Origin of the sequence: Streptomyces sp. NBC_00316 (assembly GCF_036158715.1) — a bacterium.
In the GTDB taxonomy this organism is placed as follows: Bacteria; Actinomycetota; Actinomycetes; order Streptomycetales; family Streptomycetaceae; genus Streptomyces.
Genome location: NZ_CP108023.1, coordinates 8,115,611 through 8,141,598 on the forward strand (window position 1 = coordinate 8,115,611; position 25,988 = coordinate 8,141,598).

The following is a 25,988-nucleotide window of genomic DNA, read 5'->3' on the forward strand; positions in this document are numbered from 1 at the left end:
TCCCTTCCTTCCGCCCGTCCGGATCCCCGCCCCGCAGCGCCTTCCGTGCGCCGTCCGGGGCACCTCGTCCCAGGGAAGCCACCCACCCATGACCGTTCAGCACGATCGTGCCCAGCTGACCATGAAGAACGTCTCCAAGGCGTACGGAGACCGAACCGTCCTCGACCAGGTGTCGCTCACCGTCCGCCCCGGCGACCGCGTGGGCGTGATCGGCGAGAACGGATCCGGGAAGTCGACACTGCTCCGGCTGATGGCCGGGGCGGAGCAGCCGGACACCGGCGACATCGGCGTCCGGTTCCACGCCGGCATCGGCCATCTCGCCCAGACCCTCGCGCTCGTCGCCACCCGCACCGTGCAGGACGCCGTCGACACCGCCCTCGCCGAACTGCGCGAACTGGAACGGCAGATCCGCACCGCAGAAGCCGCACTTGCCGTGTCGGACACCCCCACGCAGGCCGAACTCACCGCATACGGCGACCTGTTGACAGCGTACGAGGAACGCGACGGCTACCGGGCCGACGCCCGGGTCGACGCTGCGCTGCACGGACTCCGTATCGGTCACCTCACCCGTGACCGCCCCCTCGGCACGCTGTCCGGTGGCGAACAGTCCAGGCTCGCGCTCGCCTGCGTGCTGGCCTCCGCCCCAGAACTGCTGCTGCTCGACGAGCCGACCAACCACCTCGACCACCGTGCCACCGACTGGCTGGAGGAGCATCTCCGCGCCCACCGGGGGACCCTCGTCGTCATCACCCACGACCGGGCCTTCCTGGAGCGCACCACCACCGTGATCCTGGAGGTCGACCGGGATCTGCGCAACGTCGTCCGGTACGGGGACGGCTGGGACGGCTACCGCACCGCAAAGGCCGCCACCCGGCGCCGCTGGGCGCTGGACCACCAGGAATGGCTCGACGAGGTGGCCCGCACCGAGGAACTCGTCAGAGCCGCCGGCCGACGGCTGGCCGGGACCGGAAAGGACCCCCACGAGGGCTGGGGCAAGCACCGCCGCTCGCACGAGACCAAGCTGTCCGGGCAGGTCAGGGCGGCCAGAATCCGGCTGGACGAACTGCGGCGGTCACCCGTGCCCGCCCCGCCCAGGCCACTGCGCTTCACCGCCGACCTGGCCGTGGCGGGGGACGGCGAACCGCACCGGGAGCCCCTCGCAGAACTCGACTCCATCGTCGTCGGCGACCGGCTCCACCTGCCCGCCTGGCAGGTCACCGCGGGACAGCGGCTGCTCGTCACCGGGCCCAACGGCGCCGGGAAGACCACCCTGTTGCGGGTCCTGGCCGGAGATCTCCGACCCGACCGGGGCACCGTCCGCCGCCGGGCCAGGATCGGCTACCTCCCGCAGGAACTTCCGGCCAGGCCGACCCGCCGCTCCCTGCTCGCGACCTTCGCGGCCGGGCGCCCCGGCCCACCCGACGAGTGGGCTGAGCAGCTCCTGGCCCTGGGCCTGTTCCGGCCGGAGGACCTGACGGTGCCCGTGGCCGACCTCTCCGTCGGACAACAGCGACGGCTCGCCATCGCCCGGCTCGTCACCCGCCCGGCCGATCTGCTGGTGCTCGACGAGCCGACGAACCACATCGCGCTCGGCCTGGTGGAGGAGCTGGAGGCGGCACTGGCCCAGTACCGGGGAGCGGTGGTCGTGGTCTCCCACGACCGCAGCTTCCGCAGCCGGTTCACCGGCGACCGGCTCGAACTCCGTGCCGGGCGACCGGTCGCCGGGCACCGCACGTAGAGTGCGAGCCGCACCAGCGACGTGATTCAGACACCCGGAGCAGCAGCTGTGAGAGTGATCATTTTCGGCGCCACCGGGATGGTGGGCCAGGGTGTCCTTCGGGCCTGCCTGCTCGACGACCGGGTCGAGAGCGTCCTGATCGTCGGCCGTACCACGTCCGGTGTGCGGCACCCCAAGGTCCGTGAGGTCGTCCACGGCGACTTCACGGACTTCTCCGCGATCGACGGTGAACTCACCGGCCTCGACGCGTGCTTCTTCTGCCTGGGCGTCACCTCCACGGGGCTCAGCGAGGAGGAGTACACCCGCATCACGTACACGTACACCCTGGCCGCGGCCCGCGCGGTCGCCGCCCACAACCCGGGGCTGACCTTCACGTACGTCTCCGGAGAAGGCACGGACAGCACCGAGAAGGGCCGTTCCGCGTGGGCGCGGGTCAAGGGGCGCACGGAGAACGAGCTGCTGGCGATGGACTTCCATGCGTACATGTTCCGGCCCGGCTACATCCAGCCGCTGCACGGCGCGACGTCGAAGACCTCCTTGTACCGCTGGATGTACCGGGGCGTCTCCTGGCTGTATCCGGTGCTCCGGCGGATCATGCCGAGCCATGTGACGACCACCGACGATCTGGGGCGTGCCATGATCGCCGTCGTCGGACGAAAGGGCTCCGGCGAACACATCCTGCACAGCCCGGAGATCAACCGCGCGGCCGGCGCATAGCCCGTCAGCGCCTGCCCCGGACGTACTCGCCCAGCCGCTCGACGAACACCCGCTGGCCCGTGACGAGCCGCTCCGCCGCCTCCTGCGGCGTACACCAGGCGAACCGGTCGATCTCCGGGAACTCCTTCTGCATGCCGGACCCCCGAGGCCACTCCATGGTGAACGTCCCCGGTACGGCGCGCGCCGGATCCACATCGGCCTCCAGCGCCCACACCACCACCGACTTGCCACCGGTCTGCCGCGACTCGCCGAGCGGCACCCACACCCCGTCAGGTGCCGGATGGCCGAACTCCTCCTCGAACTCACGGCGCGCAGCGGCCGCGGGTTCCTCGTCGGGGCCGTACTCGCCCTTGGGCACCGACCACGCCGCCGCGTCGCGGCTCGCCCAGAACGGGCCGCCCATGTGCCCGAGGAACACCTCGAACCCGGCGCCGCCGTCCGTGGACCGGAACAGCAGAAGTCCCGCACTGCGCTTCTGAGACGACATGCCGTCAATTCTGGCCGATGGTCACGTGCGTCCTCGAGTCGCCGCACCCTGTTTCCCCTGTGGTTCCCGATGCCCTCTGGTGCGTGGAGCCCCGTCCGGCCATGCTGGCCGCCGAGAGCGCTTACTGCCCGCGCAACCATCGTCATTCCAGGAGGACTTGTGGGCCCTGGCATAGTCGGCAAAGCGACACGTCCGCTCGTGCTGCTCGCGACGGTGTCCGCGATGACGGTGGCAGCCATCGTCCCGGCCGTCGCCGATTCGACCCCCGACCCCCGCCCCCGGAACTCCGCCGAGATCCTCAGACCCGTTGCGCCGCCCGCCGCGAGCAATGCGACCGGGGCGCCCCGGTCCGTCGTCGACGGCGACGGCATCGAGACCGCCCGTACGTCACGGCCGGTCGCCCCCGGCGTCCGCCTCAGCTCGTACGACCGGCTCGAGGCGGACAAGTGGCTGCGGGTCGACTCCCTCTCCGTCGACCTCGACGGCACCGGCGCACAGGCCGACTACCTCTCCACCGGCAAGGTGTCCGACCGGCGTACGGTCTCCGAGCTGGCCGCCGGACACGACGCGGGCCCCGGCCGCCGGACCGTCGCCGCGATCAACGCCGACTTCTTCGACATCAACCAGACCGGTGCGCCCGAGGGCGTCGGCATCAAGGACGGTGCGACCGTCCAGTCCCCGGCCCCCGGCGTCAACCGGGCGGTCGGCATCGGCCCCGACAGTGCGGGCCGCATCCTCAACCTGTACTTCGAGGGAACGCTCACCCTGCCGTCCGGTGAGCAGCCGCTCGCCGCGTACAACGCCGCCAATGTGCCGGCCGGGGGAGTGGGCGCGTACACCTCGGTCTGGGGAACCGCCGACCGCGCACTGACCGTGGACAGCGCGACTCCGGTCGCCGAAGCGGTCGTACGGGACGGCAAGGTCGTCTCCGTTGCGGACGCCCCCGGCTCGGGCGCCGTCGCCGAGGACACCACGATCCTCGTCGGCCGCGAGGCCGGAGCCACAGCGATCAAGGCGCTCCGGCCCGGCGACCCCGTGTCGCTGACCTACCGCGCACGCACCGACGCAGGTCCCGTACCGCGCACCGCGGTCGGCGGCCGGGAACTCCTCGTCGTCGACGGTGTGGCCCAGAACCACGACGGCGAGGGCAACAACACCGCCGCGCCCCGCACCGCCGTCGGCTTCTCCCAGGACGGCCGCACGATGCAGATCCTCACCGTCGACGGGCGGCAGGCCGACAGCGGCGGCGTCACCCTCACCGAACTCGGCCTGATGATGCGGAACGCCGGTGCGTACAGCGCACTCAACCTGGACGGCGGCGGCTCGTCCACCCTCGTCGCCCGCCGGCCCGGCAGTGACGCGCTCCAGGTGGAGAACAGCCCGTCCGACGGCACCGAACGCACCGTCCCCAACGGCCTCGTCCTCACCGCCCCCGATGGCAGCGGCCACCTCAAGGGCTTCTGGATCGACACCCGTACCCCGGCCGGCTCGGCACCCGGCGCCGACCCGGTCAAGGGCGGCCACCCCGACCGGGTCTTCCCCGGGCTCACCCGTCGTCTGACCGCGACCGGATACGACGAGACGTACGGCCCCGCCACCGGCACCCCGCACTGGCGCACCACCCGCGGCGCCACCGGAACGGTCGACCGCAACGGGCTCTTCACCGCACGCCGCAGCGGCACCACGGACGTGCGTGCCGAACAGGGAACCGCCCACGGAAGCACCACGCTGACCGTCCTCGACACACTGGCTCGGATCGAGCCGACCACTCAGCGGGTGGGCCTCGCCGGCGCCGATGCCGCCGGCACCTTCGGCCTCGTCGGACTCGACGCACACGGCACCAGCGCCCCCGTCGAACCGCGCGACGTCACGCTCGACTACGACCACGCCCTCTTCGACATCCGTGACGACGGCAAGGGCAGCTTCACCGTCACCTCCCGCACCGGCAGCGGCGCCGGACAGATCAAGGCGACCGTCGCGGGCACCACCACCGCCCTCGCGGTCAGCGTCGGCCTTGCCGAGCAGGCCGTCTCCGACTTCGACGACGCCGGATCCTGGAAGTTCAGCCAGGCGCGGGCGAGCGGATCGCTCGCCGCCACGCCCGACGGCCACACCGGCACCGGACTGGAACTCACCTACGACTTCACCCAGTCGACCGCGACCCGCGCCGCCTACGCCGCACCGCCTCAGCCGGTCCCCGTGCCCGGACAGCCCCAGTCGTTCAAGCTCTGGATCAAGGGCGACGGCAAGGGCGCCTGGCCCACGCTGCATCTCAAGGACGCCGCAGGTTCGGACCAGTTGCTGCGTGGACCGTACGTCACCTGGACCGGCTGGCGGCAGGTCACCTTCGCCGTGCCGACGGGCGCGGCCATGCCGCTCGGCGTCTACCGCTTCTACCTTGCCGAGACGGCGGCCACCCAGCAGTACACCGGTGAGATCGTCATCGACGACCTCACCGCCCAGGTGCCGCCCACCGTCGACCTGCCCGAACAGGCGGCCACCGTCGACCCGTTGATTGATCCGGCCTCGGTCACCGAACACCGGGACTGGCAGTTCGCGGTGATGTCCGACGCCCAGTTCGTCGCCCGTGACCCGGACAGCGCGATCGTCGCCCAGGCACGGCGCACCCTGCGCGAGATCAAGGCGGCGCACCCCGACTTCCTGGTCATCAACGGCGACCTCGTCGACGAGGGATCACCCGCGGACCTCGCCTTCGCCCACCGGATCCTGACCGAGGAACTCGGCGACGCGCTGCCCTGGTATTACGTGCCCGGCAACCATGAAGTGATGGGCGGGAAGATCGACAACTTCATCACCGAATTCGGCCCCGTCCAGCGGACGTTCGACCACAACGGCACCCGCATCATCACGCTCGACACGTCGAGCCTCACCCTGCGCGGCGGCGGCTTCGCCCAGATCAAGGAGTTGCGCGCCCAGCTCGACGCGGCGGCCGAGGACCGCTCCGTCGACTCCGTGATGCTGATCGAGCACGTCCCACCGCGTGACCCGACCGTACAGAAGGGCAGCCAGCTCGGAGACCGCAAGGAGGCCGCCCTCGTCGAGCAGTGGCTCGCCGACTTCCGCCGTTCGACGGGCAAGGGGGCCGCGTTCATCGGCAGTCACGTGGGAGTCTTCCACGCCTCGCACGTCGACGGAGTGCCCTACCTGATCAACGGCAACTCCGGCAAGGCACCGGCCGGCCCGGCGGACGAAGGCGGCTTCACCGGCTGGTCCCTCGTCGGCGCGGACCGCATCTCCGGCGGTGAACAGGCCGCCGCGCGTCAGAAGCCGTGGCAGGGCGCACCCGACTGGGTCTCGGTCCAGACCCGGGCGCACGTCGACGTGCTGACCCTCGACGCCCCGTCCGCACTCCGTGCGGGCAGCGCAGCGAAGGTCACTGCGACGGTCACCCAGGGAGCCCGCAGCGTGCCGGTCGCATTCCCGCTGGCCGCGGACTGGACCGCGTCCCCGAACGTCCGCATCGGCGACCGGGACGGTGCCCGCCCCCGGCACACAGCGGTCTTCGACCCGGTCACCGGCATGCTCACCGCCCTCAGGCCGGGTACGATCACGCTCGCGGTGACGGCCAACGGCACGACAACGCGCACACAGATCACCATCGCCGCGACGGGCTCCGCGTCGGCGGCCTGACCGACGAGCCCGGTCCGCAGCACACATGCGGACACGGCGGCCTCGTACCCGGTTCCCAGAAGCCGGGTGCGAGGCCGCCGTGTCCACCGCAGGTACCTCTACACCTTTCGGTAGGAGTACGCCTCCCCGGCGGCGGCCACCACCGCCGCCAGGTCGCCGCCCGCCGACGCGGTGACCAGCGCGGCCACCGCGCCCTCGACGAACGGCGCATCCACCAGGCGTGCCCCTTCCGGGAGTTCGTCCCCCTCGGCCAGCATCGCCTTGACCGTGAGCACCGCGCTGCCGACATCGACCAGCACCGCGATCCCCACGCCGCCGTCGACCGAACGGGCGGCTTCGGCGATCAGCTCCGCGCTGGTCCCGAGCCCACCCGCGGCCGTACCACCGGCCGCGGCCACCGGTGCCGTCGCGCCTCCGGCCGCCAGCCCCCTGGCCAGCTCGGCGACCGACTCGGCGACCTGCCCGCTGTGCGACACCAGGACGATCCCGACCTGCCTCTCCCCGCTCATGCGCCGTCCCCGTTCCCTCCGCTGGCGCCGCTGGTCTCGGCGAGTGCGGCGATCAGCAGAGCCGACGACGTCGCCCCCGGATCCTGATGCCCGACGCTGCGCTCACCGAGGTAGCTCGCCCTGCCCTTGCGGGCCAGCATCGGTACGGTCGCCGCGGCACCCGCATCGGCCGCGTCCCGGGCCGCGCGGGGCGACGTACCGAGCGCCGCGACGGCCGGCAGCAGCGCGTCGAGCATGGTCTTGTCCCCGGCCTGCGCTCCGCCGAGCTGCGCGACGGCCGCGACCCCCACGGCGAGCGCCTCGGCCAGCTGGTCCTCCGTCACGGCGGCCGCATCACCCAGTGCCTTCCCCGTACGCCGCAGCAGCGTTCCGTACAACGGCCCCGAAGCCCCGCCGACCGTCGAGATCAACTGCCGCCCCGCAAGCGTCAGTACGGCCCCCGGCGTCTGCGGTGACTCCTTCTCCAGCACCGCGGTCACCGCGGAGAATCCCCGCTGCAGATTGCTGCCGTGATCGGCGTCCCCGATCGCCGAGTCGAGTTCGGTGAGGTGGTCGGCCTCGCGATCCACCGCGGCCGCGGCGGTGACCATCCAACGGCGGAAGAAGTCGGCATCGAGCACAAGATCTCCTTGTCCCTGAAACATCGTCACGGGTGTACGGGTGAGCACGTTCAGCGGCCCCAGCGGAGGGCGGGCGTCTCCACGGGCGCCGCCCAGAGCCGCAGCAGTTCCTCGTCGAGTTGGCACAGCGTCACCGAACATCCCGCCATGTCGAGCGAGGTCACATAGTTCCCCACGAGCGTACGGGCCACCGAGACATGCCTCTCCGACAGCACCCGCTGCACCTCGGCATTGAACCCGTACAGCTCCAGCAGGGGCGTTGCCCCCATTCCGTTGACCAGCACGAGCACCGGACTGTTCGGCCGCAGATCGTCCACCACCGCGTTCACCGCGAAGTCGGCGATCTCTCCCGACGTCATCATCGGACGCCGTTCCCGCCCCGGCTCACCATGGATCCCGATCCCCAGCTCCAGTTCGCCGGGCGGCAGATCGAAGGTGGGGGACCCCTTGGCGGGCGTGGTGACGGAACTGAGCGCCACCCCGAAACTGCGGGACGCCTCGTTGACCTGCCGCGCGATGGCCTCCACCCGCTCCAGCGGTGCACCCTCATCGGCGGCCGCCCCGGCGATCTTCTCGACGAAGAGGGTGGCACCCGTGCCACGCCGCCCCGCCGTGAAAAGACTGTCCGTCACCGCCACGTCGTCGTTGACGAGCACCTTGGCCACCCGCACGCCCTCGTCCTCGGCGAGCTCGGCGGCCATCTCGAAGTTCAGCACATCGCCGGTGTAGTTCTTCACGATGAACAGCACCCCCGCACCGCTGTCGACCGCGACGGCGGCCCGCACCATCTGGTCGGGCACGGGCGACGTGAACACCTCACCGGGACAGGCGGCGGACAGCATCCCCGGCCCGACGAAGCCGGCGTGCAACGGCTCATGCCCGGACCCGCCTCCGGAGACGAGCGCCACCTTGCCGGCGACGGGAGCGTCACGCCGCACGACGACGCGATTCTCGACGTCCACGGTCAGTTCGGGGTGAGCGGCGGCCATGCCGCGCAAGGCGTCCGCTACAACGGTCTCCGGGACGTTGATCAGCATCCTCATAAGTACCTCCCGACGAGATTAGCAGGCGAGCTGCTGAGCAGGTTTTTGCAGGTCAGAGTATGTGGTGCGAGTTTTTGATCTTGGTGGTTCATGACGGCGGAGGGCGTTTCTGTGCGGTACTGATGCCGACTCGACGCCGACATCGTGATGCATTGTCAGGTGAGGCGGCGTCGAGTGCGAGTTGCGTGTGCACATTTACATGCCAAGTATCAACGGGTGGATGAGGCTCCGCACGGGTCTCGACAGCCTCATCATGGGCGGGGTGGAGGTGAACGTGCTTCTCGGGGTAGTAGGCGCGGCTGTTGTCCGACGTCCACGTACCGCCCGCGCTGCTCTTCACCGGGGTGTCAGGGCCCAAGCAGTGAATGAGCGAGTCCCACCGCTTCGAGCCGGCGTGATCGGACATGACCTGCTGCATGCGCCAGTAGTACCCCAGCGACCGGGTACAGGTGGGTGTCCACCGTGTGGTTCGTCGTGATGTACGGCGGCACACAGCCCGGCGCCGAGCGCTCGACGATGTCAGCCGGCGGATCCGAGAGACCGGGCCGGTGGCCACAGCCGTCGTGAGGCGAGGACGGAGACGACGGCTGTGATCCGCTTGGTCTTCAGTCCCGGCTCGCTGCCTGTTCACTGTGAGGGGTGGACCAAGCCTCCCTCGTAGGCGGCAATGACCAGGTGCGCCCTGTCTCTGGCTCCCAGCTTCACCATGGCCCGGTTCACATGTGTTTTCGCCGTGAGGACGGAGATGCCGAGGTGATCCGCGATCTCATCGTTGGACAGTCCCATGGCCGCCAGCATCACCACCTCGCGCTCCCGCCCGGTCAGACTCTCCAACATCGGCGCAGCGTGCCGTACGGGGGGCCGGCGTGCGAGGAAGCGCTGGATCAGTGACCGTGTCGCTGCGGGCGACAGCAGCGCGTCACCGGCGGCGATCGTCCTGATCGCATCGATCAGCTCCTGCGGGTGGATGCCCTTGCCCACGAATCCACTCGCTCCCGCGTGCAGTGCATCCGCTACGTACTCGTCGGTCTCGAACGTGGTCAGGATCAGTACTTTCACCCCGGCAAGGGCCTTGTCACCGGTGATGATCCGTGTCGCTTCGATCCCGTCGAGGCCGGCCATGCGGATGTCCATCAACACCACATCCGTTGGCCGACTCCGGACTTGGTCCACGGCGTCCGACCCGTCGCATGCCTCACCGACGACTTCGATGCCCGGCGTGGCCTCCAGCAGGATGCGGAAGGTCCCTCTGAGCAGCGCCTGGTCATCGACCAGGAGCACGCGGATGCTCATCCGCCCTCCCGGGGGCTTGCCGGCGGAAAGCCGTTCGAACCGATGGGCAGGAGTGCGTGAACGCGGTAGCCGCCCGACATCTGGAGGCCGGCCTGCAGGGTTCCGCCCGCCGCGCGTACGCGCTCTGTGAGGCTGATCAACCCCAGGCCCGTGCCGGAACCGTGACGTGGTCCGGTTCCCCCGTCGTCGGTGACGGAGACTTCCAGGTGGGTTCGGTGAACCGCGATGACCACGGACACACGGGCATCGGCAACGTGTTTTTGCGCGTTCGTCATCGCCTCCTGGACCACCCTGTAGGCGGCCAGGTCGGTCAGGGGCGGAAGAGTGGCGCGCGGCCTGTCGCATCGGGCTTCCACGCAGAGGCCGGCATGGCGGAACGAGTCGAGCAGCGCCGGCAGGTCACGCAGTCCGGGCGCCGGGGCAAGGGGCTGGTCGGAGTCGTCGGCCTGACGCAGCAGGCCGACGGTGGCGCGCAGTTCGTCAAGTGCCGCTCGGCTGGTGTCGCGGATCTGCCCGAGAGCCCTGTAGGCGCGCTCGGCATCCTGGCGAACCAGATGGTGGGCCACTCCGGCCTGCGCGTTGACCAGGGTGAGGTGGTGCGTCACGACGTCATGCAGTTCCCGGGCGAGGCGCATGCGCTCGGCCACGACCTGCCGGCGCGCTTCCTCTTCCCTGGTTGCCTCGGCGTGCTCTGCGCGTTCCTGATAGGAGACCAGGAGTTCGCGTCGGCTCCGTACCGCGTCCCCGACCGCGGTGGGCAGTTGGGTCCATGCCAGAAGCGCAAGGTTGGACTCCACGGCCGACATTTCGGGGCGCACGACGAACGCGGCAGCGGTCATCGCAACGCCCACTGCCGCGCTGGTGCGCACGGCGGTTCGGCGGTCCGTCCGGGCTGCGAGCAGGAAAAGCGCTGCAACCGCCGGTGCGGGAGGCGGCGGCGCATCAGGCACAAGGGCGAGAAGTACCACGCCGGTCGTAGCCGTTGCCCACGTCGTTGCACGTGGCCATCGGTGGGCACACAGCACCAGCAAACTGCAGACGGCGGATACCGCACCGGCCGGACGAAGATCGGCTTGGTCCTGGTGCGACACCAGCATCATGATCGGTCCGGTGATGAGTACACAGCAGACAACAGCCACGGCGTCCACGGCGAATGGACGCCAGGCTGGACGGTCGGCGAGGTCCCTCACCGTCGCCCAGATGCCTGTGACTGGTGCCATATCCCTTCCCCTATGTGTTGCGCATCGCGACCCAGCGAGCGTCGGCGTGACCCACGGTGCATCGAGATTTCTTGCCACCGGGGTCGCGGCAGTGATGTCGGAGTGGAACCCTTTGGCGGTCTTCGTCTCGGACTGGTCCAGTGCCCGCAGTCCTTCGGAACGAGCTTCGGGTGTCACGGTTGCGATAGGTGCAGGATAATTCCCGCCCTGGCAACGGGGTGCGTCAGGGCTCCCGGGCGGTTGTGGGCGCCGGGTTCTCCTCCTCCCACAGAGGGTGGTGGTGACGCGCCCAGTCCCGTGGGACCTGCCCGGTGCGCAGACCACGGCGGGCCTGTGCGTCGCGGACGGCCATCCGTATGTGGCCGAGGACCAGCGCCGCGATGAGCAGGGCCAGCCAGTCGTGGACGAATGTCGCTCCTGTACGCCACAGGAGCGGCGCAAGGCGAGGGAACCACATCAGGAGCCCCGTGCCGATCATGACGAGCAAGGCCCCGGCGAGGACGTTCGCGTACAGCTTCTGCCCGGCGTTGAATTTTCCGGCTGTACGAGGCCGCCGGCGCAGGGCGGCACGCACCCAGCCGCGGTCGTGCGGGCCGAACCGGTTCAGGCGGCTCAGGTCGGCACGAAATGCACGGGAGACCAGGCCGGCCAGGAGCGGGACGGGCATGGCGATGCCCGCCCACTCGTGCACGGTCACCAACAGTCGGCGCCGTCCGACGAGTTCGGCCAGCACCGGCAAGTAGAGGAAGGCGGCAGTAACGAGGGCGGTTCCCACCAAAGCGGCAGTGCACCGGTGTATCCAGCGTTCGGCGGCAGTGAAACGCCTGATCAAGTCGTGTTGTTCAGCTGGTCGGGGCATCATCGCGTCCGTTCGACTTGCCGACCCAGCCATCCACGTCGTAGCCGAGATGCTCCCAGTAGCCCGGCTGGACATGGTCGGTGACGGTGATGCCGGACAGCCACTTGGCTGACTTGTAGAAGTACATCGGGGCGGCGTACAGGCGCACCGGGCCGCCATGGGCAGCGGTCAGCGGTTCGTCTCGCATCTTGTAGGACACCAGCATGTCGTGGCGTCGCGCCTGCTCCAGGGTGAGGCTTTCGGAGTAGACCCCGTCGAAACAGGTGAAACGCACCGCGGCGGCGTTGGGCCGCACTCCGGAAACCTCAAGGAGATGGGACAGCGGTACCCCGGTGAAGGCCGTCTGGGGAACGCGCCAACCGGTGACACACTGCACGTCCCGCACCAGGCGGGTGCTCGGCATGGCCGTCAGTTCGTCCAGTGTGTACGACGCAGGGCGGTCCACCAGACCGTCCACGGTCAGCCGGTAGTCGTCGGCGGAGCGGTGCGGGACCTTGTCGGCGACGGAATAGAAGCGGAAGCCGCCGCCACCGGGCAGCAGTGAGAAAAGGCCGGTGGGGTCCTTGCTGGCTACCGAGGCGAGTGTGTCGTCAAGCCTGCGTTGCGCGGGCGCGCCCACAGCCACTCCCAGGGCGCCGAGCCCCAGAGCACCGAGGATGATCCGCCGTCCGACGGGCCTGTCCTCGGGGCGCTCGCGGGCGGAGCCGCCGGCGTTGTTCGCGTTCACCGTCGGTCGGCCCGCAGCTTCCTGATGCCGCCGACCAAGAGCGTCACACCCACGATGGCCACGACCAGACCGATGAACAGCCACTGGGATTTGCCGGACATCACTTCGCTGTTGTCGACAGCGCCGGAGCCTTGCAGCGACCACACCACTCCGATGAAGAGCAAAAATGCTCCGACCAGTGGCCGTACCCACTTCTTCATCTGCTGCTCCCTGGAGTCCGCATGCGTCTCCTGCGACGCGTCATGTCCGACAGGAACAGTCTCTCTGCGGACTGCTCTCTGACGGTCATCCGCAGGAACGGAGTTGGGCTACCACCGCCACGGTGGATGTCCGTGCCGCATACCACGGCCGTGGTACGCGACATTCCCGCTCGACCTCCGGAAGCGCCTCACCCCCCTGAGCGCCGCATCCACCCCAGGGGCCGCCTGGCTCTCGGGAAGCCCCCCGTTTCGGCGCAGCGCGTCGATCTCGGCCCGTAGGCGCTTGTTCTCCTCGGCGAGGGACCGCTCCCCGTGGGCACGGGACGAGAGCGCGGGATCGTGTTCCCACCGGTCGATACCCATTTCCTTCGCCTTGTCGACAGAGGCGACCGACAGTCGGAGTTTGATGGTCGACAGCTCGATGTCGAGCAGATTGATCTGGATGTCGCCGGCGATGACGATGCCCTTGTCGAGAACACGCTCAAGGATGTCGGCGAGGTTCGCGGACGACCCCTGAGCGTACGGCGGCGCTGCCCTGGAGGGGTAGGAGCCGAGCCTGTTGGCCATGGGGTCGGTCACGGCCCTGGCCCCGCATTTCCTTGCCAGTACGCCCTGATCTCCTCCAGATGGGCCGGACTCTTCACATGGACGGCATCGGCCTGTGAAAGGCTGAGCAGCGTGATCAGCGAAGCCGATGAACTACGCCGAGACCTGTTCCTCCGAGATGATCTGGAGGCAGGAGACGTGGTTAGCGCTCACCGTGAGGCGCTTCGTGTCCTGCGGGACAGCATCGAGACCGCTCACGTCGATGCTTACAGCGATATCGCATGGCCACGAGAAGTGGTAGCCGCGTACGAGCATGCGTTGTCGATGGCCGAGAACCAGGTGGCCGAGGGCGTCCGGTCGGCGAAGGACGATCCCGGGATGGGAATTGACGTCGCTGTCCGCGACGACACGCAGTTCGACGTGCTTCTGTCCTTGGCTCCCTTCACGATTCATGCAGAGGCGTGGCGACAGGGTCGGGAGATCTTCAGCGCCAGCGACACGGGCACAGCCCTGTGGATCGCTGTCACATCGCAGCAAGAGGTTCAGCTCATGTCACGGCTTGGTGCGCTGGGCGTCCCACAAACGGCGTTCACGACTCAACCTCGCAGGCGACGGCGTCTGTTCGCCCGCTGATCACGGCACCAGATTTTCCACGGCACGGTGACTCCGGCCGCTCTTCGGCTGTGGCTCCGTTCCTGATCAGGCGTCCTTGCATGGCAGCACTGACGATCGACTCAGTCGTCGGCCGCGACGAGGAGTGTGATCCGTCCAGCTGAGTAGTCGATGAGCACGAATTCGTGGAAGTGGTCGTGCACACCCCCCAGTCGTGGATGGCCTCGTCCCCGAGCCCGCTCAGGTAGTGGATGTGGTCGGCTGCGGACAAGGGGTCGGACACCTTCTGTCGCAGGTGTGCCTCCAGCTCGGCGGGCACGTCCCCGAACCGGACGCGGCGACAGCGGCGCGTGTGTCACACTCCGCGGCATGACACATGATCACTCCGGTGGGGCGTTGAGCGTCGGTCAGCGTGACTCAGAGCTCAACGAGCGCTTGTCTCAGGGCCTGGACGAGGTCAATTTCCCTGCCACTGGAACCACTGCCGCAGATCAGAGTTCACTCTCGGTGAAGGTTGTCGACGATGCCGGCGAGCTCGTCGGGGGCCTTTCCGCTTGGACGTGGGGCGGGCTGCTCGGCATCGAGATGCTGTGGATCCGTGAGAAGAGCCGTAAGGACGGTTGGGGATCGAAGATCCTCATGGCTGCGGAGGAGGAAGCGCGTCGGCGTGGCTGCGACCGCGCCTGCGTATCTTCTTTCACCTTTCAAGCCCCGGGGTTCTACCAGCGTCACGGATATGTGGAGACCGGCCGGACCTTGGGAATTCCAGGTGGCGCTGAGGATGTCCACATGTTCAAGGAACTGGCATAGGTTTCGACCGGGCACTCGGTCACCGGCGGTCCTCACGGTGCGACGGAACGGTTCGGAATCCCAGCGATGCCGGAACCGTGACGCTCGAAGCGCGGGGCCTGCTGTCGTTTGCTCCGCAGGGAGCCGAGGAAGGGTGAGGCCGATGCCCTGGATCTCGCCCTGCCGGTCCTCTGCGAGTGCCCGTTCACGACGGGGAGGAGGAGGCCGTCCTCCAGTTCGTTGCTACGGATCAGACGTGCTCGCGCAAGCCGGGGCGTGCTTCGAGAGCGCCCCGTCGCCATGGTGGAGTGGCCGGCGCTGGTCCAGAATGCTCGCATGGTCATGCTCGAGACTCCCCGTCTGCTCCTTCGCCGCTGGCGCGAGGAGGACGTTGCGCCCATGACTGCTGTCAACGCCGACCCCGAGGTCATGCGCTGGATCGGTGACGGCAGCGTCCGTGACGAACAGCAGACCCGCGGTGGGATTGAGGCGGTGGAGCGCGAGTGGGAGGCACAAGGCTTCGGTCTGTTCGCCGTGGAGGTCCGCGCCACAGGCGAGCTGGCCGGGTTCACCGGTCTCTCGATTCCCGACTTCCTGCCGGAGGTGCTGCCGGCGGTCGAGGTCGGCTGGCGGCTGGGACGTGCCCATTGGGGACAGGGCCTGGCCACCGAGGCAGCAACCGCCGCAGTCCGGTTCGGAATCGAGGAGCGGGGGCTTGAACGGCTCGTCAGCATCGCCCAGGTGGGCAACGATGCTTCCGAACGGATCATGGCCAAGCTGGGGATGCAGCCGTTCCGTGAGGCCGTCGACCCGAGCTGCGGTCGGCGGGTGCGGGTCTTCGAGTTGTCGTCGGACCGGTACGTCACAGCCATTCGTTGATGGCGACGCGAGCGTTGTGCGCGTGTGGAGGTCGTCAGCCAGCAGCCTTGGCGATGATGCGATCCATCTCCTCGTGGCCGAAGGCCCGCAGAGACGTGGTACGGACGTTGCCCACTCCGCCGAGCTGCAGGAGTGTCGCGGTGGCGGTCTCGTCGTCGGGCGCTTCGACGATGGCCACGAGGTCGTATGGACCGACGGTCCAGTAGATGTTCAGGAGTTTCGCCCCAAGGTTCTGTGCCGTTGCGGCGAAGGCCTCGGCACGTTTCGCAGTGTCCTTGTAGTTTCGGACCCCTTGATCGGTCCAGTTCAGCAACGTGACATACGTCGGCATGTTCTTTCACCTTCACGAGGAAGCACATCGAGAGGTTAATCCTGGACATCATGGCTGAAAGCCTGCACAAGGTACGCACCCGAATGAGTTATGCGAGCGATCACGGGCAGTTGATCACGGTGGTGGGAACATGCGAGAGGGGGCTTTGCATAACAGCCACACTGACCTGCGAAGAGACGCTCGGCAGGTCCCGAGAGCCGGCCTCGGATGCCCCGCTCCACCGCTCCGCCGGAGTGCCCCTTGGGGGGCAGGCTGATTTCCACGCCTGACTGTGAGGATGTGGGAACGCCGAAGGGGCGGCACGCGAGTACCGCCCCTCCCTCCCGATACAGGTCACCTGGCACGGGTTGCCCAGCCCGTGCTCAGCTCAGCGCGTTGTATGTGTTCCAGCCGGCACCGATTTTGGTCCGGGTGGTGTAGGGGGTGGTGGCGTTGCCGGTGCCCTTGTAGAGCCACAGCACTCCCGAACCGTCGCGGCCCACCAGATCCGCTTTGCTGTCTCCGGTCAGGTCTCCTGTCGATGTCAGGGAGTTGTATGTGTTCCAGCCGGCACCGATTTTGGTCCGGGTGGTGTAGGGGGTGGTGGCGTTGCCGGTGCCCTTGTACAGCCACAGCACTCCCGAACCGTCGCGGCCCACCAGATCCGCTTTGCTGTCTCCGGTCAGGTCTCCTGTCGATGTCAGGGAGTTGTATGTGTTCCAGCCGGCACCGATTTTGGTCCGGGCGGCGTAGGGGGTGGTGGCGTTGCCGGTGCCCTTGTACAGCCACAACACCCCGGCACCGTCGCGGCCCACCAGATCCGCTTTGCTGTCTCCGGTCAGGTCTCCTGTCGATGTCAGGGAGTTGTATGTGTTCCAGCCGGCACCGATTTTGGTCCGGGCGGCGTAGGGGGCGGTGGCGTTGCCGGTGCCCTTGTACAGCCACAACACCCCGGCACCGTCGCGGCCCACCAGATCCGCCTTGCTGTCTCCGGTCAGGTCTCCTGTCGATGTCAGGGAGTTGTATGTGTTCCAGCCGGCACCGATTTTGGTCCGGGCGGCGTAGGGGGCGGTGGCGTTGCCGGTGCCCTTGTACAGCCACAACACCCCCGAACCGTCCCGGCCCACCAGATCCGGCCTGCCGTCACCGGTCAGGTCTGCGCCGGAGCTGGAAGTGCGGGCGGGGATGACCCAGGCAGGACGTCCGTTGCCCTGGACGCCGGCGCTGGTGATCGCTGTGCCCGGACCCCCGGCAGCGGTTGCGGAATGGACCGTCAGCCGCATATCCGTGCCGCCGGCGAGGTAGGCCAGCTTGGTTCCATCGGGCGACCACGACGGGTAGATCACCCCGCCGCGGTCGGCGGTGATCTGCGTCTCCCGGCCGCTGGCCAGGTCGCGTACGAACACCTGGGGCCCGTCCGACGCCTGCCGGCTGAAGGCGAGCTTGGTGCCGTCTGGCGAGTACGCGGGCTGGAGGCCCGAGGTGAGCGAGGTGGGGGTACCGCCCTTGCGCGGGTCGTAGACCTCGATGGTGCCGCCGTGCAGGAACGCCAGCGTACCGTTCGGGGCGACCGAGGGCTGGCCGTCGTACACGTTCGGCTGGTCGGGCAGCACGTAGCCGAGACCGCTGCCGTCAAGGTTGACCTTCATCAGCCGGAGGCGGTCGTGACCGGGCATGGACTGGAAGCCCAGGTAGAGCATGTCGCTGTTCGGGCCCCAGGCCAGCTGGCTCACCCACCCGTCGGGGTCCTGGACATCCATGGCGACAGGCCGCGCTCCGGTGCCGTCGGGGTTGGCGACCCAGATGTCCCCGAACCCGTCCTCGCTGATGAACGCCAGGTGCCGCCCGTCGGGCGAGAAGACCGGGCTGTCGTACTTGGCGTGCGGCAGCCCGTCACCGGTCGGAACCAGGGCCCGGCGGTCGGTACCGTCGGCGTTCATCGACACCAGTGCATACGTCAGCATGCCGTCGACCGTCGTCGATTCCGAGTAGACAATGCGCTGCTGCGGCTCCGCCGCCTGCGCCCTGGTCGCAGACCCCGCGACCCCTGCCCCTCCCAGCGCGAGCGCGGCCGCGGCGGTGCCCACGCTCACGCACCGGCGTAGAACGAATCTTGAACGCATGATCCCCCCAGGATCGCCATGACGGCGGTACCACTGCGTTCCGCGGGGCTCCGGCCGTCCGAGGATCGCACCCTACTCGGCAGGTCGGACAATGTTTCCACCGGTCGCTGGAAGGCTCGGAGTTGGCCGGCCTTCCGAACGACCTGTTGCGCAGGGCTTTGCGGACGATCCGGACGTCGGTCGGGGGTGTCGGGCAATGAACGAAGCCGGACCCCGACCGCCGACGTGGCAGGACAGTGGGCATCACGCTCCGGCGCCGTCAGCTCGTGACGGCGCCGGAGCTCACTCCTTGACCGCCCCTTCGTTGGCACCGCTCACGAAGTAGCGCTGGAAGCAGAAGAACAGCGCGGCCACCGGGATGGTGGAGAGCAGGGCTGCCGTCAGTTTCAGGGGGTACTGCGTGCCGCCGCCGAGACCTCCTGAGACGAAGCGGGCCAGGCCCGTGGTGAGCGTCTCGTACTGGCCGGACTGGGTGCTGACGAGGAAGTGCGTGAACTCGTTCCACGACCCCTGGAACGACAGGATCGTCAGGGTGATCAACGCCGGTCTGGCCATCGGCAGGACTACCGACCAGAAGATCCGGAACACACCCGCCCCGTCGACCCGGGCGGCCTCCTCGACCTCGCGCGGCACGGATTCGAAGAACTGCTTCATGATGAAGATGCCTGCCGCGTCCACCAGCAACGGCAGGATCATGCCGGTGTATGTGTCGAAGAGCCCGAAGGTGTTGAGCACCAGGAACTTCGGGATGAGCAGGGCCACTCCGGGCACCGCCATCACTGCGAGCACAAAGCCGAACAGTGCCGAGCGGCCCCAGAAGCGCAGCCGCGCCAGCGCGTACCCCGCCATCGAGTCGAACAGCACCCGGCCCGCAGTCACCAGTACCGCCACCAGCGCCGAGTTGCTGAGCCAGCGCAGGAAGGGAATCCCTTCCGAGGCTTGGCTCAGCCCGAACAGCCGCTGATACGCGGCCGTCGTCGGAGTGGTGGGCAACAGGGCCAGCGGATGCGCGGCAGCGTCCGGGTCCGTCTTGAAACCGGTCACCAGCTGGAGGACGAACGGCAGCAGATAGAGCAGACCCAGCCCCAGCACCACGGCGTATCCCACCAACCGGGCCGGCAGCGGGAAACGGGTCAGGACGGGGTGTCCTCGTTCGCGCGATGCGCGACGGCGAGGGGACCGCCGGGCCCGGTCGCGTACGGCCGTACCGGCGGCGGTCATCGGTTCCTCCCGGTGTGTACGCCACGCTCCCGCAGCGCCCAGCGCTGGAACGCGGTCAGAATGAGGATCAGGGCCAGCAGAATGAACGCGATCGCCGAGCCCTGCCCGAAGTCCGCGTTGTCGAAGCCCGCGGAGTACGACAGGAATGCCGGCGTGAGCGTCGTGTTGCCCGGGGCGCCCTGGCCCATCACGTACACCTGGTCGAAGACCTGCCAGGTGGAGATCAGTCCCAGAGTGAGGACCAGGAACAGCACGGGGCGCAGCGCGGGCAGCGTCACATACCGAAGCATCTGACGCCGGTTGACCCCTTCGATGGCAGCTGACTCCTCAAGCTCCCGCGGGATGTTCTGGAGCGCCGCGAGGAAGATCAGCATGAAGCTGCCCGAGGTCGTCCACACGGCGAGCAGGATGATCGTGCACATGGCGACCGAGGGACCCGCGAGCCACTCGAACCACGACAGTCCCATCAGCGAGTGATCGGCGAGCACCCCGGCGGGCCGTTCAGGATCGACGATGCCCAGACCGCTCAGGATCAGGGAAAGCACTCCGCGCGGGTCCGCGAACCAGTTCGGTCCCTTGAGCCCGATCCAGGACAGCATGGAGTTGACGGCTCCGCTGCCCTGGAAGAGAAAGAGGAAGACCGTGGAGACGGCGATGGAGCTGGTGACCGACGGGAAGAAGAACGTCGTACGGAGCGCGCCCCGGCCCCGCAGCATCTTCTGGTTGACGATCAGGGCCAGCGCCAGTGCCAGCACGGTCTGCAGAGGGACGGTCAGCAGTACGTAATAGGCGTTGTTGCGCAGGGACGTCGCGAAGAGCGTGCGGTCGAGTCCGTCCTGGGTGAGCAGCGTGCGGTAGTTGTCCAGACCGACGAAATCGGCCTGACCGGAGAACGGGTTGGACTGTCCGTCCCAGTGCAGCAGGCTCACCCACAGCGCCATCAGGATGGGAAGCACCATGAAGAGGCCGAGGACGAGCACCATGGGGCTGACGAACAGCCAGCCCCAGGTGCCCTCCCCGCGAAGGCCCGCGCGCGGAGCGTGAGCCTTCGCAGCCGTACCGGTTCTGCCAGGTGCGCTGTCAGGTGCGCCGGGCGAGCCGGTCGTGCGGGGAGTGCCGCTCGCGCGCATCGTGCGGATGGGCATGGGGCTCAGTTGCCCTTCACGATCGCCTGTTCGCCGTTGCGCTGAAGGTCGGCGAGGATCTTCTTCGGGTCGGCGGTGCGCAGCGACTGCAGATCGGTGTTGAACTGGCTCAGCACCTTGTCGAACCCGGCGATAGTCACCGGGCCCTGCGCGTAGGCGTTGCCGTCCACCCAGGCCTTGGCGGCCGGCTGCTTCTCGGCGTACGTCTCGAGCGCACTCGTCCGCGACGGCATGACACCGAACGCGTCGGCGAACGCGAGCTGCTGCTTCGCGGAGGTGAGGTACTTCACGAGGTCGACGCCCGCCGCGCGGTGCGCGCTGTCGGCGGCGACGCCCCAGCAGTTACTGAAGGCGAGGGTGCCCTTGCCGGCCGGCCCCTCGGGCAGCGGCGCGATGGCGTACTTCACATCGGGGTAGTCGAGCTTCATACCGCCGTCGAGCCAGTTGCCTTCGATGGTCATGGCGGCCTTGCCCTTGCCGAGCGCCTCACCGCCCCAGCTGGTGTCCACCTGCTTCGCGAACTTCATCGAGCCCGACTTGAGCAGGGACTGGACGAAGGCGAGCCCCTTGGCGTTCTCGGGGGTGTCGGCGGTCATCTTCTTCTGGTCCACGTCGGTGAGCCAGCCACCAGCCTGCTTCATGAAGACCCCGAGTCGCTGGTACTCGTCGCTGGTGACCAGACCGGTGACGCCGTTGCCCGTGAGTTTGTCCGCGACGGTCTTCAGTTCCGCCCAGCTCTTCGGATAGTCCTTCTCCGTCAGCCCGGCCTTCTTCCACAGATCGGTGTTGATGGCGAGGCCGAGGGTGGAGGTGTCCTTCGGCAGGCAGACCAGCTTTCCGTTGTACGAGAACGAGGCGCGCAGCTGCTCGGAGAAGTCGTCGGCGTCGGATATCCGGTCCCCGTACGCGTAGAGCGAGCCGCCCTTCGCGTAGTTCGCGAACTGGTCGGAGTTGACGTAGAAGACGTCCGGCGGCTTGTGCCCGGCGAAGGACTGAGCAAGCTGCTGGTTCATGTCCTTGGCGACTTCGACCGTGACCGTGTTGCCCGACCTCTTCGCATACGCGGCGGTGGCGGCCTTGACCGCCTGGGTTTCGGCGTCCCCCGAGGTGGCGATCAGTACCGTCAGATTCTGCTTGCCGGCCTTGTCCTGCTCGGGCTCCTTGTCGCTGCCGAAGCTGGATGAGCAGCCGGTGGCGGCCAGCAGCGCCGCGCAGGTGGCGAGGGCGGCGACGGCCGTACGGGTGACCATGAGTTCCTCCAGAAGGCATAACTTGCGGCTCAGCTGCCCGGGAAGGGCGTGCTGTGAATCGGTGGCCCGTGAACGGGCGCGGGGGGTGGCTCAGTTGCCCGACGCGGGTGTGCTGTCACGCACGACGAGTGACGGTTCGAGCAGGACGCGCTCAGGCGGAGCGTCGGGTTCCGACATTCGGGCCAACAGAAGACGGACACATTCGCGGCCGACGGCTTCCAGCGGCTGGGCGACGGTGGACAGTCCGGGGGAGAGAAGCGCCGCCGTGGGGGAGTCGTCGAAGCCGACGACGGCGACGTCCGTGCCCGGAACGGCTTGGCGCTCGCGCAGGGCCTGGTAACAGCCGAGGGCGAGCATGTCGCTGGCGGCGATCACGGCCGTGGCGCCCGCGTCGAGCAGTGGTCCGGCGGCGGCCTGTGCCGAGGTGATGTCATCGATGCTCTGCGCCCGCTTGCCGCGTACCGCAAGGCCGTGCCGCTGCATGGCGCGCTGCCAGCCCTCGGCGCGGTCGTCCCCGACTCCGGAGCCGCGCGGCCAGCCGAGAAACGCGATCTTGCGATGCCCCATACCGACCAGATGCTCGACCGCGGAGTCCGTGCCCGAGGCGCCGTCGACATCCACCCAGTCGCCTATCTGCCGGCCGGACCACATCCGGCCGAAGCCCACGAACGGCACACCGCGCTTCTCCAGCCAGGCCTGGCGCCTGTCGCCCCGCTCGGTGCCGCTCAGCACGAAGCCATCCACGCTGTGCAGGTCGAGGAGCTCCTCGTACCCCTCGAGGCCGGTGCTGCCGGGGGGTGAGGCGAAGAGCAGGATCCGGTAGCCGGCCTCGTCGGCGGTCTGGGACAAGGCGTGCAGAAACCGGTCCATGACAGGGGCCGAGGTGCCGGGGGCGGTGGGACGTATGCCGTAGCCGATGAGCCTGCTGGAGCGGGTGCGCAGGGTCTGGGCGGCTCGATGCGGGCGATAGCCCAGCTCGTCGATGGTGCGGCGGACCCGCTCCAGGGTCTCCGGGCGCAGCAGTTCGGGCGAGTTGATTGCGTTGGACACTGTTTGCGGAGAGACGCCGGCCCGCCGCGCGACCGTGGCCAGAGTCACCGAACCCGCCTTGGACGCGGGGGTGTTGGGTGAGCGGGGCATGTCTGTCTCCGGAACCGGTCGTGCGAACGGACGAGTTGATTGGAGCGTTCCAATACCGTTGTCAACGCTGTGAAGTCGTAGTTAGGGTTCTTGGAACGCTCCAATGCCTGAGAGGTTCTGCTCTGTTGGACACCACTGTCAAGACCCACGACATGACGAACTCCGACACGGGGCCCGGCCCTTCGGCCGAAGGCCTCCAGCCATTCCTGCATGACGCCTGTGTGACGCTGTACGCCCCGAGCTTCGCGATCTCGCACGCCGACGGACAGATCGACGGTTCAGCCGACGGCTTCTACCACGGCGACAGCAGAGCGCTTGCCCGTCTGACCGTCGCGGCAGACGGAATCGCGATTGCGCCGGTAGGGGGAGGCCTCGAAGGAGCGGACCGGGCGGCCTTTCGCGGTGTGCTGCGCGGTCTGGGTGAGGAGACTCCGGACCCGGCGGTCACCCTGCACCGGCGCCGCTGCGTCACCCCCGGGCACCTGGAGGAGACTCTCGAAGTCGCCAACGCCGGACGGCAGAACGTCCGTCTCCGGCTGATCGTCACTGCCGGGACCGACCTCGCCCCGATGGAGCGCATCAAGTCCGGACACGCGCAGAGCCCGGTCTCCGCCACCGCCACCGAGAGCGGACTCGACTGGTCACGGGACACCTTCGCCGTACGCCTCACCAGCTCTCCGGAGCCCGCCATCGTCGACCCGGCCGCCGGACGGCTGGAGTACGACATCGAACTCACCCCACGCTCGTCATGGATCGCTGTGCTGCGCTGTGACGCCGCTCATGAGGACGGCGATCAGTTCCCCGCGCCCCCGGCGGACAGCCTGCCCTGGCGCACACCGGTACTGCGCAGCGCCGACCGGCGCTTCGACCAGTGGCTGAGCCAGTCGGCCGCCGACCTCGACCGACTGCGGCTGACCGATCCGGACGAACCCGCCGACCAGTTCCTGGCCGCCGGAGCCCCGTGGTTCCTCACCCTCTTCGGCCGAGACTCCCTGTGGGCGGCCCGTATGCTGCTGCCGCTGGGCACCGATCTCGCCGCCGGTACGCTGCGCACCCTCGCCCGCCGCCAAGGCGTGAAGTCCGACCAGGACACCGAGGAGCAGCCCGGAAAGATCCTGCACGAAGTGCGCCGAGCCACCCAGAACTTCAACGAGAACTTCTCCCTGCCGCCCTGCTACTACGGCACGGTCGACGCCACCCCGCTCTGGATCACCCTGCTGCACGACTCCTGGCGCTGGGGCCTCGCGCCCGAGCAGGTGGAGCAGCTCCTGCCGCACGCGGAGTCCGCCCTCGCCTGGATGCGCGACCATGGCGACGCGGATGGGGACGGATTCCTGAAGTACATCGACCGCACCGGACGTGGCCTGGCCAACCAGGGGTGGAAGGACTCCGGCGACTCCATCCGGTATCGCGACGGCCGCTTCGCCACTTCCCCGATTGCGCTCTGCGAGGTCCAGGCCTACGCATACGAGGCGGCCCGCGGCGGCGCCGACCTGCTGCGCGCCTTCGGCCGCCCCGGCGCCGACCAGTGGGAGGAGTGGGCGGAACGGCTGCGTGACCGCTTCCGCAGCCACTTCTGGGTGGAGGACGAACAGGGTCCGTACCCGGCCGTCGCGCTCGACCGGGACAAGAAGCCGGTGGACTCGGTCACCTCGGGTTTCGGTCAGCTGCTGGGCACCGGCCTGCTCAACCACGAGGAGAGCGCCCTGCTGGCCGCCAGACTCGGCGCGCCCGACCTCGACTCGGGCCATGGCCTGCGGACCCTGAGCAGCGACTCCGTGGCCTACAACCCGTACGGCTATCACATCGGTTCCATCTGGCCGCACGACACCGCGATCGCGGTACACGGCCTGGTGAGGGCCGGGTTCCCGGATGCGGCCGCGTCGCTCTCGGGGGGTCTGCTGACCGCCTCCGCGGGCTTCGACGGGAGGCTTCCCGAACTGTTCGCCGGTCATGGCGCGGCGACCGACGCCCGGCCCTCGCCCTATCCGGCGTCCTGCCGTCCCCAGGCCTGGGCGGCGGCCTCGTCCGTCATGATCCTGCAGTCGATGCTGGGGCTCTCTGCCGATGTCCCCGGCGGAACGCTCACGGTCGCGCCCGGATTCGCGGAGGAATACCGGCCGCTGAAGGTCGAGGGCCTCGACATCGCCGGCGAGCGGCTGGACATCTCCATCGACGCCGCCGGCACGGCTCACATCGAGGCGCCGAACGGCCTGGTGGTGAAGAGGGAGCACATGACGCCCCGTTGACGAGGAGCGGCTGTACCCGCCGCGCACGCGTCGAAGGCGACGCCGAAACCGTCGCCCTCGACCCGCACGTCGTGCGCCGAAGGCGTCTCCAGTGCCTCGGTGAGCGGTCGGGCCGGTCCTTGCGGACCGCGTCCGCACCCTCACGCCGCAGAACCGTCACCAGTTTCCCGATCACACGTGGGCGCAGCGCGGTAAAGGTGGCTGTCCAGACACTCAGGCGTGTAAGAAGTCACGTTCTCTGCAGCGGGGCGGCCGACCCGGCCGCGGACCCGCGGGCCGCGGGAGCGGGGGCAACAACTGGGTGACTTCGTTGTGGTTGCCGCCCGGCCCGGCCTCGATCGGGAGGCGGGGGCCCTGTGTGCCGCCCCTTGTCCTGGACTCGGACGAGGGCGGAGCCGACCCGACAGCGCGGCCTGCCGCGTCGTCGGCGTCGATGGTGCGCGTCGAAGCCCTGGCAGATGAAGAACCGCCCCGGATGGCAGCGCCATGGACCGGATGCACACGGGAAGCGGCGCCGACAACATCGGCGAGGTCAGCGAGACGATCGTCGCGCGGGCCGACGGAACCCGCTCCTTCCGCTACGGCGACGAACCGGCAGGTCTGGCGCCGGTTGTTCTTGGTGCAGGCCCAGCCCTTGTCGGTCAGGAAAGGCAATCGGGC

General features: G+C 68.7%; 23 protein-coding genes and 1 pseudogene. 7 read left to right on the top strand and 17 right to left on the bottom strand.

Annotation, left to right across the window (positions count from 1 at the left end):
- Positions 1-88: 88 nt before the first annotated feature.
- Complete coding sequence (abc-f, locus tag OG878_RS36165) at positions 89-1,738, top strand: ribosomal protection-like ABC-F family protein (protein ID WP_328890681.1); 1,650 nt, start codon at positions 89-91, stop codon at positions 1,736-1,738.
- 48 nt (positions 1,739-1,786) lie between these two features.
- Positions 1,787-2,455 (top strand): NAD-dependent epimerase/dehydratase family protein, encoded by a 669-nt coding sequence (locus OG878_RS36170; RefSeq protein ID WP_328890682.1) that lies wholly within the window; start codon positions 1,787-1,789, stop codon positions 2,453-2,455.
- Between the two features lie 4 nt (positions 2,456-2,459).
- Here the strand turns inward: OG878_RS36170 and OG878_RS36175 are convergent, their stop codons facing one another.
- Positions 2,460-2,942 carry an NUDIX domain-containing protein gene (locus OG878_RS36175; protein ID WP_328890683.1) on the bottom strand — a complete coding sequence of 161 codons (483 nt, stop codon included), beginning with the start codon at positions 2,940-2,942 and terminating at the stop codon, positions 2,460-2,462.
- 222 nt (positions 2,943-3,164) lie between these two features.
- Between OG878_RS36175 and OG878_RS36180 the strand changes: the two genes are divergently transcribed.
- Positions 3,165-6,593, top strand: coding sequence for a phosphodiester glycosidase family protein (locus OG878_RS36180; RefSeq protein WP_328891497.1), 3,429 nt, complete (start codon positions 3,165-3,167; stop codon positions 6,591-6,593).
- Positions 6,594-6,691: 98 nt separating this feature from the next.
- Here OG878_RS36180 and OG878_RS36185 read toward each other — a convergent pair whose 3' ends face one another.
- The 9 genes from OG878_RS36185 to OG878_RS36225 form a co-directional block, all read right to left on the bottom strand.
- The gene (locus OG878_RS36185; RefSeq protein ID WP_328890684.1) at positions 6,692-7,102 is read right to left on the bottom strand and encodes a PTS-dependent dihydroxyacetone kinase phosphotransferase subunit DhaM; all 411 of its coding nucleotides are present in this window, start codon (positions 7,100-7,102) and stop codon (positions 6,692-6,694) included.
- Positions 7,099-7,722: a dihydroxyacetone kinase subunit DhaL gene (gene dhaL, locus OG878_RS36190; RefSeq protein WP_328890685.1), complete on the bottom strand. Its 624-nt coding sequence runs from the start codon at positions 7,720-7,722 to the stop codon at positions 7,099-7,101. The genes OG878_RS36185 and dhaL overlap by 4 nt, the downstream gene beginning before the upstream one ends.
- Positions 7,723-7,772: 50 nt before the next feature.
- Positions 7,773-8,765, bottom strand: a complete 993-nt coding sequence (gene dhaK, locus OG878_RS36195) for a dihydroxyacetone kinase subunit DhaK (RefSeq protein WP_328890686.1) — start codon at positions 8,763-8,765, stop codon at positions 7,773-7,775.
- 627 nt (positions 8,766-9,392) lie between these two features.
- Positions 9,393-10,058 carry a response regulator transcription factor gene (locus OG878_RS36200; RefSeq protein ID WP_328890687.1) on the bottom strand — a complete coding sequence of 222 codons (666 nt, stop codon included), beginning with the start codon at positions 10,056-10,058 and terminating at the stop codon, positions 9,393-9,395.
- Positions 10,055-11,206 (bottom strand): sensor histidine kinase, encoded by a 1,152-nt coding sequence (locus tag OG878_RS36205; RefSeq protein ID WP_328890688.1) that lies wholly within the window; start codon positions 11,204-11,206, stop codon positions 10,055-10,057. The genes OG878_RS36200 and OG878_RS36205 overlap by 4 nt, the downstream gene beginning before the upstream one ends.
- A gap of 295 nt (positions 11,207-11,501) precedes the next feature.
- Entirely contained in the window at positions 11,502-12,140 is a 639-nt protein-coding gene (locus tag OG878_RS36210; protein ID WP_443049207.1) for a cytochrome b/b6 domain-containing protein, read from the bottom strand.
- Positions 12,121-12,864, bottom strand: coding sequence for a molybdopterin-dependent oxidoreductase (locus OG878_RS36215; protein ID WP_328890690.1), 744 nt, complete (start codon positions 12,862-12,864; stop codon positions 12,121-12,123). Before OG878_RS36215 ends, OG878_RS36210 begins: the two co-directional genes overlap by 20 nt.
- A complete protein-coding gene (locus OG878_RS36220) occupies positions 12,861-13,064 on the bottom strand; it encodes a hypothetical protein (RefSeq protein WP_328890691.1) in 204 nt (67 codons plus the stop codon). The genes OG878_RS36215 and OG878_RS36220 overlap by 4 nt, the downstream gene beginning before the upstream one ends.
- A gap of 108 nt (positions 13,065-13,172) precedes the next feature.
- The gene (locus OG878_RS36225; RefSeq protein WP_443049287.1) at positions 13,173-13,631 is read right to left on the bottom strand and encodes a gas vesicle protein; all 459 of its coding nucleotides are present in this window, start codon (positions 13,629-13,631) and stop codon (positions 13,173-13,175) included.
- A 111-nt stretch (positions 13,632-13,742) separates the two neighbouring features.
- Here OG878_RS36225 and OG878_RS36230 point away from each other — a divergent pair, with 111 nt between their 5' ends.
- From OG878_RS36230 to OG878_RS36240, 3 genes are all read left to right on the top strand, one after another.
- The gene (locus OG878_RS36230; protein ID WP_328890693.1) at positions 13,743-14,243 is read left to right on the top strand and encodes a hypothetical protein; all 501 of its coding nucleotides are present in this window, start codon (positions 13,743-13,745) and stop codon (positions 14,241-14,243) included.
- Between the two features lie 348 nt (positions 14,244-14,591).
- A complete protein-coding gene (locus OG878_RS36235; protein WP_328890694.1) occupies positions 14,592-15,032 on the top strand; it encodes a GNAT family N-acetyltransferase in 441 nt (146 codons plus the stop codon).
- 315 nt (positions 15,033-15,347) lie between these two features.
- Positions 15,348-15,890: a GNAT family N-acetyltransferase gene (locus OG878_RS36240; RefSeq protein ID WP_443049208.1), complete on the top strand. Its 543-nt coding sequence runs from the start codon at positions 15,348-15,350 to the stop codon at positions 15,888-15,890.
- Between the two features lie 34 nt (positions 15,891-15,924).
- On the opposite strand, the gene OG878_RS36245 is transcribed toward OG878_RS36240, so the two are convergent.
- From OG878_RS36245 to OG878_RS36270, 6 genes are all read right to left on the bottom strand, one after another.
- Entirely contained in the window at positions 15,925-16,221 is a 297-nt protein-coding gene (locus OG878_RS36245; protein ID WP_328890695.1) for a GYD domain-containing protein, read from the bottom strand.
- A 362-nt stretch (positions 16,222-16,583) separates the two neighbouring features.
- On the bottom strand, positions 16,584-18,293 hold the full coding sequence (locus OG878_RS36250; protein WP_328890696.1) for an FG-GAP-like repeat-containing protein: 1,710 nt from the start codon (positions 18,291-18,293) through the stop codon (positions 16,584-16,586).
- 312 nt (positions 18,294-18,605) lie between these two features.
- Entirely contained in the window at positions 18,606-19,544 is a 939-nt protein-coding gene (locus OG878_RS36255; RefSeq protein WP_328890697.1) for a carbohydrate ABC transporter permease, read from the bottom strand.
- Positions 19,541-20,689 (bottom strand): carbohydrate ABC transporter permease, encoded by a 1,149-nt coding sequence (locus OG878_RS36260; RefSeq protein WP_328890698.1) that lies wholly within the window; start codon positions 20,687-20,689, stop codon positions 19,541-19,543. Before OG878_RS36260 ends, OG878_RS36255 begins: the two co-directional genes overlap by 4 nt.
- Positions 20,690-20,694: 5 nt before the next feature.
- Positions 20,695-21,939 (bottom strand): sugar ABC transporter substrate-binding protein, encoded by a 1,245-nt coding sequence (locus OG878_RS36265; RefSeq protein WP_328890699.1) that lies wholly within the window; start codon positions 21,937-21,939, stop codon positions 20,695-20,697.
- 90 nt (positions 21,940-22,029) lie between these two features.
- Positions 22,030-23,079 (bottom strand): LacI family DNA-binding transcriptional regulator, encoded by a 1,050-nt coding sequence (locus OG878_RS36270; RefSeq protein WP_328890700.1) that lies wholly within the window; start codon positions 23,077-23,079, stop codon positions 22,030-22,032.
- Between the two features lie 125 nt (positions 23,080-23,204).
- On the opposite strand from OG878_RS36270, the gene OG878_RS36275 reads away from it, so the two are divergent.
- Complete coding sequence (locus tag OG878_RS36275; RefSeq protein WP_328890701.1) at positions 23,205-25,328, top strand: amylo-alpha-1,6-glucosidase; 2,124 nt, start codon at positions 23,205-23,207, stop codon at positions 25,326-25,328.
- A 109-nt stretch (positions 25,329-25,437) separates the two neighbouring features.
- On the opposite strand, the pseudogene OG878_RS36280 reads toward OG878_RS36275, so the two are convergent.
- Positions 25,438-25,545, bottom strand: a pseudogene (locus OG878_RS36280) (IS5/IS1182 family transposase); the annotation flags it as partial.
- Between the last annotated feature and the right edge of the window lie 443 nt (positions 25,546-25,988).